Source organism: Mesorhizobium sp. WSM4887, assembly GCF_029625865.1.
In the GTDB taxonomy this organism is placed as follows: Bacteria; Pseudomonadota; Alphaproteobacteria; order Rhizobiales; family Rhizobiaceae; genus Mesorhizobium.
Genome location: NZ_JARTVP010000001.1, coordinates 1306998 through 1321331 on the forward strand (window position 1 = coordinate 1306998; position 14334 = coordinate 1321331).

14 protein-coding genes are annotated in these 14334 nt (G+C 63.7%); 3 read left to right on the forward strand and 11 right to left on the reverse strand.

Annotation, left to right across the window (positions count from 1 at the left end; translation table 11 throughout):
- Positions 1–33 precede the first annotated feature (33 nt).
- From P9230_RS06245 to P9230_RS06255, 3 genes are all read right to left on the reverse strand, one after another.
- Positions 34–642, reverse strand: a complete 609-nt coding sequence (locus tag P9230_RS06245) for a glutathione S-transferase family protein (RefSeq protein ID WP_278117937.1) — start codon at positions 640–642, stop codon at positions 34–36.
- A gap of 86 nt (positions 643–728) precedes the next feature.
- Positions 729–1604 (reverse strand): EAL domain-containing protein, encoded by an 876-nt coding sequence (locus P9230_RS06250; protein WP_278117939.1) that lies wholly within the window; start codon positions 1602–1604, stop codon positions 729–731.
- Positions 1601–2500, reverse strand: a complete 900-nt coding sequence (locus P9230_RS06255) for an EAL domain-containing protein (protein WP_095823235.1) — start codon at positions 2498–2500, stop codon at positions 1601–1603. Before P9230_RS06255 ends, P9230_RS06250 begins: the two co-directional genes overlap by 4 nt.
- A 205-nt stretch (positions 2501–2705) precedes the next feature.
- On the opposite strand from P9230_RS06255, the gene P9230_RS06260 reads away from it, so the two are divergent.
- Positions 2706–3908: a pyridoxal phosphate-dependent aminotransferase gene (locus P9230_RS06260; protein WP_127245943.1), complete on the forward strand. Its 1203-nt coding sequence runs from the start codon at positions 2706–2708 to the stop codon at positions 3906–3908.
- Positions 3909–3972: 64 nt separating this feature from the next.
- Here P9230_RS06260 and P9230_RS06265 read toward each other — a convergent pair whose 3' ends face one another.
- Positions 3973–4368, reverse strand: coding sequence for a cupin domain-containing protein (locus tag P9230_RS06265; protein ID WP_066994518.1), 396 nt, complete (start codon positions 4366–4368; stop codon positions 3973–3975).
- 274 nt (positions 4369–4642) lie between these two features.
- Between P9230_RS06265 and P9230_RS06270 the strand changes: the two genes are divergently transcribed.
- Positions 4643–6694 carry an elongation factor G gene (locus tag P9230_RS06270; protein WP_067326663.1) on the forward strand — a complete coding sequence of 684 codons (2052 nt, stop codon included), beginning with the start codon at positions 4643–4645 and terminating at the stop codon, positions 6692–6694.
- 821 nt (positions 6695–7515) lie between these two features.
- Here P9230_RS06270 and P9230_RS06275 read toward each other — a convergent pair.
- Entirely contained in the window at positions 7516–8412 is an 897-nt protein-coding gene (locus P9230_RS06275) for a LysR family transcriptional regulator (RefSeq protein ID WP_095777339.1), read from the reverse strand.
- A gap of 72 nt (positions 8413–8484) precedes the next feature.
- On the reverse strand, positions 8485–9459 hold the full coding sequence (gene trxB / locus P9230_RS06280) for a thioredoxin-disulfide reductase (protein ID WP_278117941.1): 975 nt from the start codon (positions 9457–9459) through the stop codon (positions 8485–8487).
- A 220-nt stretch (positions 9460–9679) separates the two neighbouring features.
- Here trxB and P9230_RS06285 point away from each other — a divergent pair, with 220 nt between their 5' ends.
- Positions 9680–10156: an Lrp/AsnC family transcriptional regulator gene (locus P9230_RS06285; protein WP_066994506.1), complete on the forward strand. Its 477-nt coding sequence runs from the start codon at positions 9680–9682 to the stop codon at positions 10154–10156.
- Between the two features lie 68 nt (positions 10157–10224).
- Here the strand turns inward: P9230_RS06285 and P9230_RS06290 are convergent, their stop codons facing one another.
- The 5 genes from P9230_RS06290 to P9230_RS06310 all read right to left on the reverse strand — a co-directional run bounded on the left by P9230_RS06290 (position 10225) and on the right by P9230_RS06310 (position 14271).
- Positions 10225–10857, reverse strand: a complete 633-nt coding sequence (locus tag P9230_RS06290; RefSeq protein WP_067326672.1) for an HAD family hydrolase — start codon at positions 10855–10857, stop codon at positions 10225–10227.
- Positions 10850–11422 (reverse strand): SIS domain-containing protein, encoded by a 573-nt coding sequence (locus P9230_RS06295; RefSeq protein ID WP_067326675.1) that lies wholly within the window; start codon positions 11420–11422, stop codon positions 10850–10852. The genes P9230_RS06290 and P9230_RS06295 overlap by 8 nt, the downstream gene beginning before the upstream one ends.
- A gap of 7 nt (positions 11423–11429) precedes the next feature.
- Positions 11430–12920, reverse strand: coding sequence for a D-glycero-beta-D-manno-heptose-7-phosphate kinase (gene rfaE1 / locus P9230_RS06300; RefSeq protein ID WP_082953958.1), 1491 nt, complete (start codon positions 12918–12920; stop codon positions 11430–11432).
- Positions 12921–13072: 152 nt separating this feature from the next.
- Positions 13073–13705, reverse strand: a complete 633-nt coding sequence (locus P9230_RS06305; RefSeq protein WP_067326679.1) for a LysE family translocator — start codon at positions 13703–13705, stop codon at positions 13073–13075.
- Positions 13706–13752: 47 nt separating this feature from the next.
- Positions 13753–14271 (reverse strand): thioesterase family protein, encoded by a 519-nt coding sequence (locus P9230_RS06310; protein WP_278117945.1) that lies wholly within the window; start codon positions 14269–14271, stop codon positions 13753–13755.
- Positions 14272–14334: the final 63 nt, after the last annotated feature.

Sequence of the window (14334 nt, forward strand, 5' to 3'; positions counted from 1 at the left end):
GGCGGCTGCAAGATGCTGCGGCATAGAAACAGACTACCCCACCCAATCGATCGGCACGTGCCCCTTGTCCGTCTCGACCCGCTTCAGCCACTCCACCACGGCCGGATAGGCGTCGAGCTGGAAACCGCCCATCTCGGCGGTGTGAGTGTAGGCATAGAGCGCAATGTCGGCGACGCTGTAGCTGGCGCCGGCAAAAAAGGCGTTCTGCTCCAGATGCTTGTTCATCACGCCGAGCGCCTTGTTGCCGCGCTCCAAGGTAAGCGCCAACCGTTCCGGCGTCGCATCCTTCGCCCTCTCGGGAAATGTGAGCAGCGCCTTGCGCACCGCGATATAGGGCTCGTGGCTGTACTGCTCGAAGAACAGCCACTGATAGGCCAGCGCCCGCTCATATCTGTCGGCCGGCAGGAAGCGCGTGCCTTCGGCGAGATAGAGCAGAATGGCGTTGGATTCAGCGATGCGTCGGCCGTCGTCGAGCTCGATCAGCGGCACCATCGCGTTGGGGTTCTTGGCGACATAGTCGGCCTTGCGCGTCTCCCCGGTGTGCGAGCTCACTTCGATGCGGGTGAAGGGAACGCCGAGTTTTGCCATCAACAGACGCGGCTTGTAGCAATTGCCGCTGTCGATCATGTCATAAAGGATCATGGCCCTCTCCGCGCGCGACGAACGATCAGCTGCCTCTAACTCGCCTGTGCGGGGTTCATCCAGTGATTTGTTTTTGAGTGAAAGCATCAGCGGCGCTGATGCAAAGGCACTACCTTGTTGTCCATACCGAGCAGCGCATCGATCGCCAGCGGCTCTTCGTTGAAGATGGTGCCGGCGAGCGCCGGGCGGGCGAGGTGATATCCTTGTAGGAGGTCGACGCCGCCATCGAGCGCGACGCGCAGATGCGTGGCATGCTCGATGCCCTCGACCAGCACCTTGGCGCCGCGGTCGTGCAGCGTCGAAACCAGCGGCCGGAAGAACCGCTCGGCGGCGGCATGGCGGCAGAACTCGGCGAACCAGCCGCCGTCGATCTTGACGATGTCGGGCGACAGCAGGCCGATGCGCGCTTCGGTCGAATGTCCGGTGCCGAAGTCATCGATGGCGATGCGGACACCGCCACGCCTCATCTCGCGCACGAGGCGGGCGAGCACATGCTCGTCGGCTGCCTGCTCGGTGATCTCGCAGACCAGCATGGCCGGCTCGAGGCCGAAATCGCCGAGATGCCTGGCCATCAGCCGGATCTCGGCGAGCGCCCGTCCGGGATGATCGTTGATCATCGGATTGTAGTTGAAGAACAGGGTAAGGCCATCGACGCCGATGTTGCGGTAGTTGCCGAGATGCAGCATCCGGCACATCGTCTCGACGAACAGACGGTCCTTTGCCGCAACGCTGTCGAAGAAAACTTGCGGCGCAACCGGCGTCGCGACGCGCCGCGGCTCGATCAGCGCCTCGACGGCGACGGGTTGCAGCGATCTGCCACGCGGCGCGAAGATCGGCTGGTAGGCGCTCCACAGCCGGAACTCGCCATAGACGCCGAATTGAAGGCCGATCTCGTCTTCGAAGATCGCTTCGGCGACACTTCGCCGCCTTTCGGGGCGCTGCCTGTCGGGCCGCCCGATCATGGCGTCACCTTGCGCCCAAACGCCTTGGTCGGGCGAGCTGACGCCACCGGAGCGGGACTGGCGGCCGCGATCGTTTTGCCCTCCCCGGCCGCGGGCGCCTGCACGCTCTTGCCGAAGACGCGAAGACTGGTCGAGGCCAGCTCCGGCCGGGCAAGCACATAGCCTTGCACCATCGACGCCCCGGATTTCTCGGCGAGCTCGAGCTGCCAGCCTTCCTCGATGCCTTCGAAAACCGTGCGGATGCCCTGACTTTCGAAGCTCGTCACCATCGTTGTCAGCAGCGCGAATCCGGCTCCGGACTCCATCAGCTGCGTGATCCAGTTGGCGTCGAACTTGACGATGTCCGGCCGCAATTCCTTGATGCGGTTGATGTCGGATTCGTCGGCGCCGTAATCGTCGACGGCGATGCGGAACCCGTTGGCGCGCAGCGCCTCGACGAAGCTGTAGAGCGTTTCCTGCGAAGCCGATTTCTGCTCGGTGACCTCGCACACGATACGGCGCGGGTCGATGCCGGCCTCGTGCAGCACCAGCCGCATGTCGCGCAGCGCCTTGTCGACGATGGCGCGGTCGGTGAACACCGACGGATCGAAATTGACGAAAATCGACGCCTCTTGCGGCAGACAGCCGCCGGCGTTGAGCAGATGCAGCGTCCTGGTCAGCGCCTCGATATGCAGCCGGTCGCCTGCGGGGCAAGTGCCGAAGAAGCTCATCGGCGATTGCGGCTCACCGTCGCGGAACGGGCGGATAAGCCCCTCGAAGGCGACGAGCGAAAGCTTGCCTCCATCGAAGGCGAAGATTGGCTGGAAGGCGCTCTGCAGCGTGTAGATTCCCCAGACACCGCTTGAGGTGCCGTCATCATGACGGATGATATGGGCAAGCCCGATGCTGCGCGACAAAGGTCCCTCGCTCCGCAGAATAAGCGGAATTCGATCTGCCATCCTGCCAGCCAAGGGTTTACCGCTCGTTGATGAATTTATAGTTGCCGCTCACGCCACCTTGACCTCTGGATCACCCGACAATGCTTGCGCTTGGCCCGATGATGCGACATGAGAGGCGCCGCGGCCGCTCCTGGCCGCGCCCTTCTCTTGGAGACGCTCTGTCATGGCCTTTCTTGCCGACGCCCTTTCCCGCGTGAAGCCTTCCGCGACCATCGCGGTGACGCAGAAAGCGCGTGAGCTGAAAAATGCCGGCCGTGACGTCATCGGCCTCGGCGCCGGCGAGCCGGACTTCGACACGCCCGATAACATCAAGAACGCGGCGATCGAGGCGATCCGGCGTGGCGAGACCAAGTACCCGCCGGTCTCCGGCATCGCGCCGCTGCGCGAGGCGATCGCGAAAAAATTCAAGCGCGAGAACAATCTCGACTACCGACCGGAGCAGACCATCGTCGGCACCGGCGGCAAGCAGATCCTGTTCAACGCCTTCATGGCGACGCTGAACCCCGGCGACGAGGTCATCATCCCGCGCCCCTATTGGGTGAGCTACCCGGAAATGGTGGCGATCTGCGGCGGCACGTCCGTCTTTGCCGACACCTCGATCGACAACGGCTTCAAGCTGACGGCTGAGGTGCTGGAAAGGGCGATCACGCCGAAGACGAAATGGCTGCTGATGAACTCGCCGTCCAACCCATCGGGCGCCGCTTACACCGAGCGTGAACTCAGGGCCCTGGCCGACGTGCTGCTCAAGCACCCGCATGTCTGGACGCTGACCGACGACATGTATGAGCACCTGACCTATGGCGACTTCGTCTTCAAGACCATCGCCGAGGTCGAACCGAGCCTCTACGAGCGCACGCTAACCATGAACGGCGTGTCGAAGGCCTATGCCATGACCGGCTGGCGTATCGGCTACGCCGCCGGCCCGGTGCCGCTGATCAAGGCAATGGACATGATCCAGGGCCAGCAGACTTCCGGCGCCTGCACCATCGCGCAATGGGCGTCCGTCGAGGCGCTCAACGGCCCGCAGGACTTCATCGCCAAGAACAGGGCGATCTTCCAGGGGCGGCGCGACCTCGTCGTGTCGATGCTCAACCAGGCGCGCGGCATCTCTTGCCCATTGCCGGAAGGCGCCTTCTACGTCTATCCGTCCTGCGCTGAGCTGATCGGCAAGAAGACGAAGGCCGGCAAGGTCATCGACAATGACGAAGTCTTCTGCTCGGAGCTGCTCGACGCCGAAGGCGTTGCCGTTGTGTTCGGATCGGCCTTCGGCCTCGGCCCGAACTTCCGCATCTCCTACGCAACATCGGAGGCGCTGCTGGAGGAAGCCTGCACCCGCATCCAGCGCTTCACTGCGTCGCTGACCTGATCGGCAACGCCGCCATCCACAAAACCCGGCTTCGCGCCGGGTGCCGGGTATTGTTGGACGGCAATCAGCCGCCATACTGTTCGTCGGAGACCGCCTCGAGCCACTCGGCATGGACGCCGTCCAGCGCTTCCTGCATGGCGACATGCGTCATCGTGGTCTTCGGCCCGGCGCCGTGCCAGTGCTTTTCGCCCGGCGCGAAGGAGATGACGTCGCCGGCCCTGATCACCTCGATCGGCCCGCCCCACGTTTGCGCAAGCCCGGCGCCGGCCGTGACGTAGAGCGTCTGGCCGAGCGGGTGCGTGTGCCAATGCGTGCGGGCGCCCGGTTCGAAACTGACCAGGGTTGCCCTCAGCCGCGCCGGCGCCTCCTTCTCGATGATCGGCGTCTGCAGCACCTTGCCGGTGAAATACTTTTCAGGCGCGATGATCGTCGGCACGCTGCCGCACGCAATGATCTTCATCGTAGAAACTCTCAAATCGTTAGGGACCGGTCCGCCGCAGCGGGAGGTCAGTTTCTTGCTATATGGCGACCGACGCAATCGCCTTTGAGCGCTTGAGCCACCGGGCTGTTCGAAACCGAGCACAAAACCAAAGCCGGCGCATTTCCTATTTTCCTTGCCCTCTCCGCGAACCCGTGTGACGATGGCCTTGGCAGGTGGTGAGCAACAACCCCGCCCGCGACGGCTGAACAGGCCGGCCGCCGCTCCCAGGGAAACGCCTGAGTGGAGGTCAGCCATGGGTAATCGCGCCGGAGGACGACGCACGGGACCGAAATGCATCGCCATAGTCGGTCCCTTCGCAAGCGGTAAGACGACACTTCTCGAAGCTATCCTCGCCCGCACGGGCGCCATTCCCCGCCAGAATCCCGTCTCATCGGGCAACACGGTTTCCGATCATTCGCCAGAAGCCCGCGCCCACGCCATGAGCGTCGAGGCGACCTTTGCCACGACGGAATTCATGGGCGAGCAGTTCACCTTCGTCGATTGCCCCGGTTCCATCGAGTTCGCCTTCGAGGCGGAGCCGGTGCTTGCCGCCTGCGATGTCGCCGTGGTCGTGGCCGAAGCGGACGAAAAGAAGATACCCGCGCTTCAGCTCATCATGCGCAAGCTCGACGATCTCGGCGTGCCGCGCATCCTGTTCCTCAACAAGGTGGACAAGGCGGTCGCCGGCGTGCGCGAGACGCTAAAGATGCTGCAGCCGGCCAGTTCGGCGCCGCTGCTGCTGCGCCAGATTCCATTGCGCAAGGATGGTGTCGTCATCGGCTCGATCGATCTGGCTTTGGAGCGCGCCTATGTCTACCGCGAATATGCCGAAAGCCAGGTCGCCGAGATTCCGGACGACGACAAGGCGCGCGAGCTCGAGGCACGGTTCTCGATGCTGGAGACGCTGGCCGACCATGACGACCAGCTGATGGAGCAGTTGCTGGAGGAGATCGAGCCGCCGAAGGACGCGATCTTCGATGACCTTGCCGCTGACCTGCGCGCCGGCTCGGTGACGCCGGTGCTGATCGGTACCGCCGAGAAGGGCAACGGTGTGCTGCGCCTGTTGAAAGCTATCCGCCACGACGCGCCTGACGTCGAGGCGACGCGCAAGCGCCTTGGCGCGCCTGATGGCAGCCAGACGGTCGTGCAGGTGATGAAGACCATCCACACCGCGCATGGCGGCAAACTGTCTATTTCGCGTGTGCTTTCCGGCCAGGTGGCCGACGCGGCCGAACTCTTCCTCTCCAGCGGCGACACGACGAAGGTCTCCGGCATCTACAAGATGCTTGGCAAAGACCAGTTGAAGCTGCCGTCGGCCAAGGCTGGCGATACCGTCGCGCTCGGCAAGCTCGACAATGTCAGGACCGGCCAAACGCTGAGTTCGGCCAAGGGCGGCATCAAGCCGCTGATCGCCCTGGAGCCCCCGCAACCGGTGTTCGCATTCGCTCTGCGCCCCAAGGAGCGCAAGGACGAGGTCAAGATGTCGGCAGCGATCCAGAGGTTAGCCGAGGAAGACCCCTCGCTCAGCCTGCACCACAACCAGGATTCCGCGGAGACCGTATTGTCGGGCCATGGCGAAATGCACCTGCGCGTCGTGCGCGAGCGGCTGGAGGGCAAGAACCAGATCCCGATCGATGGCCATTCGCCGGCGGTGCCCTATCGCGAGACGATCCGCAAATCCGCGCAGCAGCGCGGCCGCCACAAGAAACAGTCGGGCGGCCACGGCCAGTTCGGCGACGTGGTGATCGAGATCAAGCCGCTGCCGCGCGGCACGGGTTTCCAGTTCACCGACACCATCACCGGCGGCGTCGTGCCAAAAACCTACATCCAGTCGGTGGAGACCGGCATCCGCGACTATCTGAAATCCGGTCCGCTCGGCTTCCCGGTGGTCGATGTCGCCGTCAACCTTTCGGACGGCTCCTATCATGCCGTCGACTCGTCCGACATGGCCTTCCAGATGGCGGCCAAGCTGGCGATGAAGGAAGGCATGGCGGCCTGTTCGCCGGTTCTGCTGGAACCGATCATGAAGGTCGAGATCGTCACGCCTTCAGATGCGACCTCGAGGATTATCGCTTTGATCCCGCAGCGGCGCGGCCAGATCCTTGGCTATGACGCGCGGCCCGGCTGGCCTGGCTGGGACGTGGTCGAAGCGACCATGCCCCAGGCCGAGATCGGCGACCTGATCATCGAGCTGCGCTCGGCGACGGCAGGCGTCGCCAGCTACAAGGCCGTCTTCGACCATATGGCCGAGCTGACCGGGCGCCTCGCCGACGAGGCGATGAACGCCAACGGCAAGGCCGCCTGATCGGATCTTGTTGAAGACGCGAAAACGGCGCCCGGATCGTCCGGGCGCCGTTCTTATTGCGGACTGTCTTCCTTGGGAGGCAACGGCAGGTCCGCCGCATCAGGAAATGGATCGGACGCGGTAGCTGCCTGAGCCCGGCCTGTCCGAGTGATGCCCCCATCTCCCGGACCGACCAACCGCGTCCTATGATCTACCTAATCGATAGAGTGCGTCTGCGACATGTTACCCGATGTTACATGTCACTGTTACGCGGGCCGCGCGCACGCATTTCTGGTGTCGGCGTGACTTCGGCGCAACAAAAAAGCCGGATCAATAAAGATCCGGCTGAGTTTGATTGGAAGTGCCGATTAGGGCTAACCTCCAGAGGGGAACACTCGAGGGCGCTAATGGGAGGAGAACGCGCCCTGGAGATGAACTATATATGTGCTCATCATGCTCAAGAAACAAGCATCTATTTTGCAACACACGCATGCAAAAAGAGGTAGGCTGTGGTCTAATCCGTCGCGAGAACCGATAGGACCAGAAAAAACCGCCGAATCCAGAGCCGTTCCGGACTGAAAGCGATCGCTGATATGCAAACCGGGTCAGATTCCGGTGCCGAAATACGCTAAATTCACAATGATGCGAACTTGGGCTGGTCGCGTTTATTTCTGCGGCAGGAGAGCCCGATGCGAACTTTTTCGGCAATTGCCGGCAGCGCCTTGTTCTTTGTCTCCGCCCCGGGCGCGCTGTCTCCGGCTGGCTGCCCCACGCCATGGTGCGCTTAAGTCCCTGTCGTGGGCCAGGTCAGGCCGGCACCACCCGAATATCGGCAGGTCCTGCTAGTAGGACCAACTGCGCGCCTTGGCGATGATGAAATCGCGGAACACGTGCAGCTTCGCCTGGTTCTTCATCGCGTCGGGATAGGCGAAATAGGTGTCGAAGGACGGCACCTCGGTTTCGGGCAGCAACTGGACGAGGTTCGAGTCCTTGTTGATGACGTAGTCGGGCAGCATGGCGATGCCGGCGCCGCCCTGGACCGCGCGCTTGATAGACAGGATGTCGTTGATCTGCAGCGTCGGCACCCTTTGCCCGCCCTCGAAATCGCCGACCGTCTCCAGCCAGTTCAGCTCCGACAGATGCGAGGGCACCGGCACGCCGAAGGTGACGATCCGGTGGTTCCTGAGCTCGGCGATCGAGGCGGGCTTGCCGAACTTCGCCACATAGGAAGGCGACGCATAAAGGTGGAAATGCACCGTGAACAGCCGGCGCTGGATAAGATCCGGCTGCTGCGGCTGGCGTAGGCGGATGGCGCAATCGGCCTGACGCATGGTGAGGTCGAGTTCCTCGTTGGCGAGGATGAGCTGCAGGCTGATCTCGGGGTAGAGCTCGATGAATTCCTGCACGCGCTCGGTCAGCCAGCCGGCCCCGAGCCCCACCGTTGTTGTGACCCTCAGCACGCCGGACGGGCGATCCTTGGTCTCGGTCAGCCGCGACTTGATCGTCTCCAGCTTCATCAGCACGTCATGTGCCGTGCGGAACAGCATCTCGCCCTGCTCGGTCAACACGAGGCCACGCGCGTGGCGATGGAACAGCGCCACGCCGACGTCATGCTCCAGTGCGCTGACCTGCCGCGAGATCGCCGACTGCGACAGATGCAGCGTTTCGGCGGCATGGGTAAACGACCCAGCCTCCGCCGCAGCGTGAAACACGCGTAGCTTGTCCCAGTCCAGCGCCATGATTCCCCTCGTGTTGCCCTTGGCGTCTGAATGAAAAATCAGGCTTTTAAACGGCTTTTTTCAGCCGATCGATTATTCCGCCGCTTCGCGGTGAACCTCGATCCCCGCCAGATATTTCTCCGCCTCGAGCGCGGCCATGCAACCGAGCCCGGCAGCTGTAACCGCTTGCCGGTAGACATCGTCGGTGACGTCGCCGGCGGCGAAAACGCCGGGAACGTCGGTACGGGTCGAATCGGGCGCCGTCCACAGATAGCCGTTCGGCTTCTGCTTCAGCTTGCCGATGAAAAGCTCGACCGCCGGCGCATGGCCGATCGCGACAAAGACGCCATCGACCTGCAGCCGCGACACTTCGCCCGTCACCACATTGCGCAGCTTCAAGCCGTCGACCGAAGGCGGCAGCGGTGCCTTGCCCGGCTGCCCGGTGATCTCGTCGACGACGGTATCCCAGATGATGCGGACATTGTCATTCTTGAACAGCCGCTCGCGCAGGATACGCTCGGCGCGGAAATCGTTGCGGCGGTGAATGACGGTGACGCTCCTGGCGAGGTTGGCGAGGTAGAGCGCCTCCTCCACCGCCGAATTGCCGCCGCCGACCACGGCGACATCCTTGCCGCGATAGAAGAAGCCGTCGCAGGTGGCGCAGGCCGAGACGCCGAAGCCCATGAACGTCTGCTCGGACGGGATACCCAGCCACTTGGCTTGCGCGCCGGTGGCGATGATCAAAGCGTCGGCGGTGTAGACGGTGCCGGAATCGCCGGTGGCGCGAAACGGCCGCACATTGAGGTCGACCTCGGTGATGATGTCGTTGACGATCTCGGTGCCGACATGCTCGGCCTGCTTGAGCATCTGCTCCATCAGCCAGGGGCCCTGGATCGGATCGGCGAAGCCCGGATAGTTTTCGACGTCGGTGGTGATCATCAACTGACCGCCCTGCTGCAGGCCGGCGACAAGCATCGGCTTCAGCATGGCGCGGGCGGCATAGATCGCCGCGGTGTAGCCGGCCGGCCCGGAGCCGATGATGAGAACGGGCGCGTGTTTGGTGTTCATGAAAAAGTCCCCTGCGGCGCGAGGGCCGTGGTTTTGTTGCCGGTAATGTAAGTGCTGCCCGCCAAGCCAGCAAGGCAGCTTGGCCTTCGTCCCCGGAAAGCTTCATAGCGGTATACAGGGCCATATCGCAGCCAGTTGCAGAAAAATCATCGCAAAGGGGTGGCCTCGTGCGCGAAACCAAATTACAAAATCGCGAAAGATTCTTGCGCGAAAGCCGATCATGCCGCTCAAAGCCGATCTCGACGCCATCGACTGGAAGATCCTGCGAGAGCTGCAGAGTGACGGTCGTATGACCAATGTGGAGTTGTCCGGCCGCGTCGGCATCTCGGCGCCGCCTTGCCTACGCCGCGTCAGGCGACTGGAAGAGGCCGGCATCATCCGCGGTTACCGTGCGCTCCTCAATGCGCCGGCGCTCGGCATGGATGTCGTCGCCTTCTGCCTGATCGGCCTGCACCATCAGGCCGACGCCGAGCTCAAGGCTTTTGCCGAGCGGACGAGGGGCTGGCCGATCGTTCGCGATGCCTGGATGGTGTCGGGCGAGTCCGATTTCCTGCTGCATTGCGTGGCAAGCGACCTTGGCACCTTCCAGACCTTCGTCATCGAGGAGCTCGCCTCGGCGCCCAATGTCGACACGGTGCGCACCGCGCTGACCATCCGCCGGGTCAAGGATGAGGGGCTGGTCGCCTTTCCGGCTTAATGCGCCGGCTTCCGATGAAGCCGCTGGAAAAACAGCGGCTTGGCGTTCAATTTTGAATCAATCCGCGATCAGCGCGATTGTATCGCGGTCAGCAGGCTCTCCAGGTCCTGCGCCCCGCGCAGGGGCAAAACCGAAAGCCCGCCCATCGCCATGGCTTCACCATCGACAAGCCAGCCGCGTGTGAGGCCGGCGCGCTGGCCTGCTTCCATGTCGGCCGGCTTGTCGCCGACGATCAGCGATCGCTTGAGATCGAGGCCGAGTTGACGCGCGGCCTCGACCAGCATGCCCGGATTGGGCTTGCGCATCGGATGATCGGCGATCGCCAGCGGCCCCGAACCGGCTTCGTGGTAGGCGCAGGCCAACACCATGTCGACGGCTGCGTTCTTCTCGGCAAGCAGGTCGAGAACCCGCTGATTGACCCGGGCGAAAGCATCCCAGCCAAAATAGCCGCGCGCGATACCGGACTGGTTGGTGATGACGACGACCGGGATGCCGCGCCGATTCGCGGCTTCTATGGCAGGCGCGATACCGTCGCGCAGCACCATGGCGTCCGGATCGTCAGGATAGCCGGTATCGATATTGATGGTGCCGTCACGGTCTAGAAACAGTGCCGGCAGGCCAGCCGGAAACGCCTTGGCGCCAATCCGCTCGATCCACAGGCCGGGCTCGACGAGCGGAAAATCCCCTTCGCGGTCAGCCATTGCTGAGACGCGCTTCGACCGCCTCGCACAGATGGTGATAGAGGCAGAGATGCCCCTGCTGGATGATCGGCGTCGAGGTCGACGGCACGCTGAGCAAGATGTCTGTGAGCGGCTTGAGCTTGCCGCCGGTGTCGCCGGTGAGGCTGATCACCGTCATGCCCATGGCCCGCGCCTGCTCGGCGGCGGCAAGGATGCTCGGCGAATTGCCGCTGGTGGAGATGGCGAGCAATACCGCGCCTTCCGACCCATGCGCCTCGACCTGGCGTGAGAAGACGGTGTCGAAGCCGTAGTCGTTGCCCCAGGCGGTCAGCACCGCCGCATTGGCCGGCAGCGCGATGACATTGTAGGCCTTGCGCTCTTTAAGGAACCGGCCGACCAGTTCGCCGGCGATGTGGATGGCGTCGCTCGCCGAGCCGCCATTGCCGCAGATCAGCAGCGCCTTGCCGTGTGACAGCGCCTTCACGACCGCGCTCACCGCGCGCTCCATCTCGCCGGTGAGATCGCGCTCGACCATTGCCGAGATCGCCGCCGCGGAGCGGACCAGATAGTCGTTCAGCTCGGACATGAAACCCTCAATTCGCGCCGCCGGCGCGCAGCTTGCCGATGGTTTTGGTGGTGCTCTTGCCGGCGACGAGGTCGACCAGCACCACACGCCCGCCCGCGTTCTGCACCACGTCGGCGCCGACCACGGTCTCGATCGTGTAATCCGCGCCCTTGACCAGGATGTCGGGCAGAAGCGCCTCGATCAGCTTGAGCGGCGTGTCTTCCTCGAAGACGACAACGGCATCGACCGAGGCGAGCGCCGCGAGCACGCAGGCGCGGTCGTGCTGGTCGTTGACCGGACGTCCGGGCCCTTTCAGCCGGCGCACCGAGGCGTCGCTGTTCAAGCCGAGCACCAGCCGGTCGCATCGGCTGCGCGCGGCGTGCAGCAGGCTGACATGGCCGGCATGCAGAATGTCGAAGCAGCCATTGGTGAAGCCAACCGACAGCCCCTCCTCTTTCCAGGCCGCCACCATCCTGGCCGCCGCATTGGCGTCGAGAATGGCGTCCTTGTGGGCGACCGGTCCATGCGAGCGGAACAGCGCGCCGGAAAGCTCCTCCACTGTCAGCCGCGCCGTGCCGCGCTTGCCAACGACCACGCCGCCGGCGGCATTGGCGATTGTAGCAGCCTGCACCCGGTCGGCGCCCGCGGCGAGCGACAGCGCGAAGGTGGCGATGACCGTGTCGCCGGCGCCGGAGACGTCGAACACTTCGCGCGCCTGCGTGGAGATATGGCGGGCATCCTCCGCGGTGACCACGCTCATGCCCTTTTCGCTGCGCGTCGCGACGATGAACTCGAAGTCATGCGCGGCAATCAGGTCGCGTGCCGCAGCGACGATCTCGTCATCGCCGAAGACCGGGCGTCCGACCGCCTCGCCGAGTTCCTTGCGGTTGGGCGTGACCGCCGTCGCCCCGGCATAGCGCGCATAGTCGCGGCCCTTCGGGTCGATCAGCACCGGCTTTCCGGCATCGCGGCAGATCGCTATCAATTCGGCCGCCACGCCGTCGAGCAGGATGCCCTTGCCGTAGTCGGACAGGATGACGATATCGGCACGCGCAAGGGCAGCCTGGAAATGCTCGACAAGCGTCGTCCGCTCGCCACTGGACAACGGTTTGATTTCCTCCTCGTCGAAACGCAGCACCTGCTGGTTAAGCGCGCTGAAGCGGCTCTTCGACGAGGTCATGCGGTCCTGCCGCTGTGCAAGGCCGTCCGTATCGGCGCCAAGATCGCCGAGCATGCGCATGAGATTGTCGCCGGCCTGGTCGGCGCCGATGACGGACACCGGGATGGCGGCGCCGCCCAGTGAAACGATGTTGGAAACGACGTTGCCGGCGCCGCCCAGGGCCACCACCTCGCCCCGCCCATGCAGCACCGGGATCGGCGCTTCAGGCGAGATCCGCTCGATGACGCCGTTGACGAAACGGTCGAGGATGAAATCGCCGACCACCAGCACGGTGACCTCGCCGAAGTGGGCGATGGTGCGATGCAAGGGCTCCGGGGAAGGCAGATGGTGCTTGATCATCTCACTGGCGCGCGCCGAGAACGGCGGTTCTTGATCGGGGTTGCAGCGCCGGAAAACCGGCGCTCTTCATTCTTCGCGATGCCGATATACCGCAATCGGGGCCAGCGCAACGGCGGGCCGGTGCACGCGCGCCGGCCAAGGCACCGGACGGATCAGCTCTTCTGCAAGGCGACATGGACGCCGAGACCGACAAGCACGGCGCCACCTGCGCGCTGCATAAGGCGCTGCGCGCGACCGGAGCGCCGCAGCCGCGCAATCATCGCGCCGGCGAGAAAGACGCAAACGATGTCAGCCGACGAGAACATCAGGTTGACGACGGTTCCCAGCACCACGAACTGCAGCCAAACCGGAAAGGTCGCCGAGGCATCGATGAACTGCGGCAGGAACGCCATGAAGAAGATGGCTGTCTTGGGATTGAGCACCTCGACCGTGATGCTTTCGAAAAAGGCGCGACGCGCCGATTTTCGCTCTATGGCAGGAAGCGTTCCGTTTCCCTGGATCTTGGCGCGGAACAGCGAAACACCGAGCCAGATCAGGTACAGCGCGCCGACAAGTTTGACGGCCATGTAAAGCGGCGGCACGGCGTGGAACAACACCGACAGCCCGGTTGCGGCGGCAAGGACATGGACATAGCCGCCGAGATGGATGCCGAGCGCCGCCGTCAGCCCCGACCAACGCCCGCGGGCCATGGTCTGCGCGGCGGCATAGAGCATGGCCGGTCCGGGAATGTAGGCGAAGATAGCCGTGGTGACGAAAAAGGCGATAAGCAGTTCGGTCGACGGCATCTTGATCCCTCACGATAGGAGCCGACTGAAGCGGGAGCTTTGCGGCCTCACTGTGGCGACGAACCGGTCTGCCCTGATTTGGCAAGAACACGCGCCATGAACTTGTCATGGTCGACGACCGCGCGCTCGTGGAAACCTTCGCCGATCAATCCATTCTCGTCGCTGCACGATACCTTGAAGCGCAGCTTTCGCCCCTGCACCGCGACAAGCTCGACATCGGCGGTGACGGTCATGCCGACGGGCGTCGCGGCGACATGGCTGACGTCGATATGGGTGCCCACGGTTCTCTCATGGCTGCTCAGGAACGGACGCAATGCCTCGACGCATGCCCATTCGATGAAGCCGACCATGAAGGCGGTGGCGAAAACCGGCGGCATGTCGCCGAAACCCGCAAAGGCCGTTGCCATGGCCGGAACCGTCAGGGAGTCGTCGACCCGCAGGGTTTGAAGGTAGTGAAGGCCGGGCTTTAAATCGGATGTCATGGCTGATACCAACGGCAAGAACGCACACCGACGGCTCATGCCACGGCCCTCAAAGGCACCATAGCTTGCTTCGACTGAAGACATATCGTTCGGCGCGCCAGAGCTTATCTCGCGAGCCGTTCTGCCGATCCATCCCTACATTCGTCG

Excerpts from the sequence above, each read along its gene's own strand:
- P9230_RS06245 (WP_278117937.1), bottom strand. The coding sequence starts at position 642 with ATGATCCTTTATGACATGATCGACAGCGGCAATTGCTACAAGCCGCGT.
- P9230_RS06250 (WP_278117939.1), bottom strand. The coding sequence starts at position 1,604 with ATGATCGGGCGGCCCGACAGGCAGCGCCCCGAAAGGCGGCGAAGTGTC.
- P9230_RS06260 (WP_127245943.1), top strand. The coding sequence starts at position 2,706 with ATGGCCTTTCTTGCCGACGCCCTTTCCCGCGTGAAGCCTTCCGCGACC.
- P9230_RS06265 (WP_066994518.1), bottom strand. The coding sequence starts at position 4,368 with ATGAAGATCATTGCGTGCGGCAGCGTGCCGACGATCATCGCGCCTGAA.
- P9230_RS06270 (WP_067326663.1), top strand. The coding sequence starts at position 4,643 with ATGGGTAATCGCGCCGGAGGACGACGCACGGGACCGAAATGCATCGCC.
- P9230_RS06275 (WP_095777339.1), bottom strand. The coding sequence starts at position 8,412 with ATGGCGCTGGACTGGGACAAGCTACGCGTGTTTCACGCTGCGGCGGAG.
- trxB (WP_278117941.1), bottom strand. The coding sequence starts at position 9,459 with ATGAACACCAAACACGCGCCCGTTCTCATCATCGGCTCCGGGCCGGCC.
- P9230_RS06285 (WP_066994506.1), top strand. The coding sequence starts at position 9,680 with ATGCCGCTCAAAGCCGATCTCGACGCCATCGACTGGAAGATCCTGCGA.
- P9230_RS06290 (WP_067326672.1), bottom strand. The coding sequence starts at position 10,857 with ATGGCTGACCGCGAAGGGGATTTTCCGCTCGTCGAGCCCGGCCTGTGG.
- P9230_RS06295 (WP_067326675.1), bottom strand. The coding sequence starts at position 11,422 with ATGTCCGAGCTGAACGACTATCTGGTCCGCTCCGCGGCGGCGATCTCG.
- rfaE1 (WP_082953958.1), bottom strand. The coding sequence starts at position 12,920 with ATGATCAAGCACCATCTGCCTTCCCCGGAGCCCTTGCATCGCACCATC.
- P9230_RS06305 (WP_067326679.1), bottom strand. The coding sequence starts at position 13,705 with ATGCCGTCGACCGAACTGCTTATCGCCTTTTTCGTCACCACGGCTATC.
- P9230_RS06310 (WP_278117945.1), bottom strand. The coding sequence starts at position 14,271 with ATGTCTTCAGTCGAAGCAAGCTATGGTGCCTTTGAGGGCCGTGGCATG.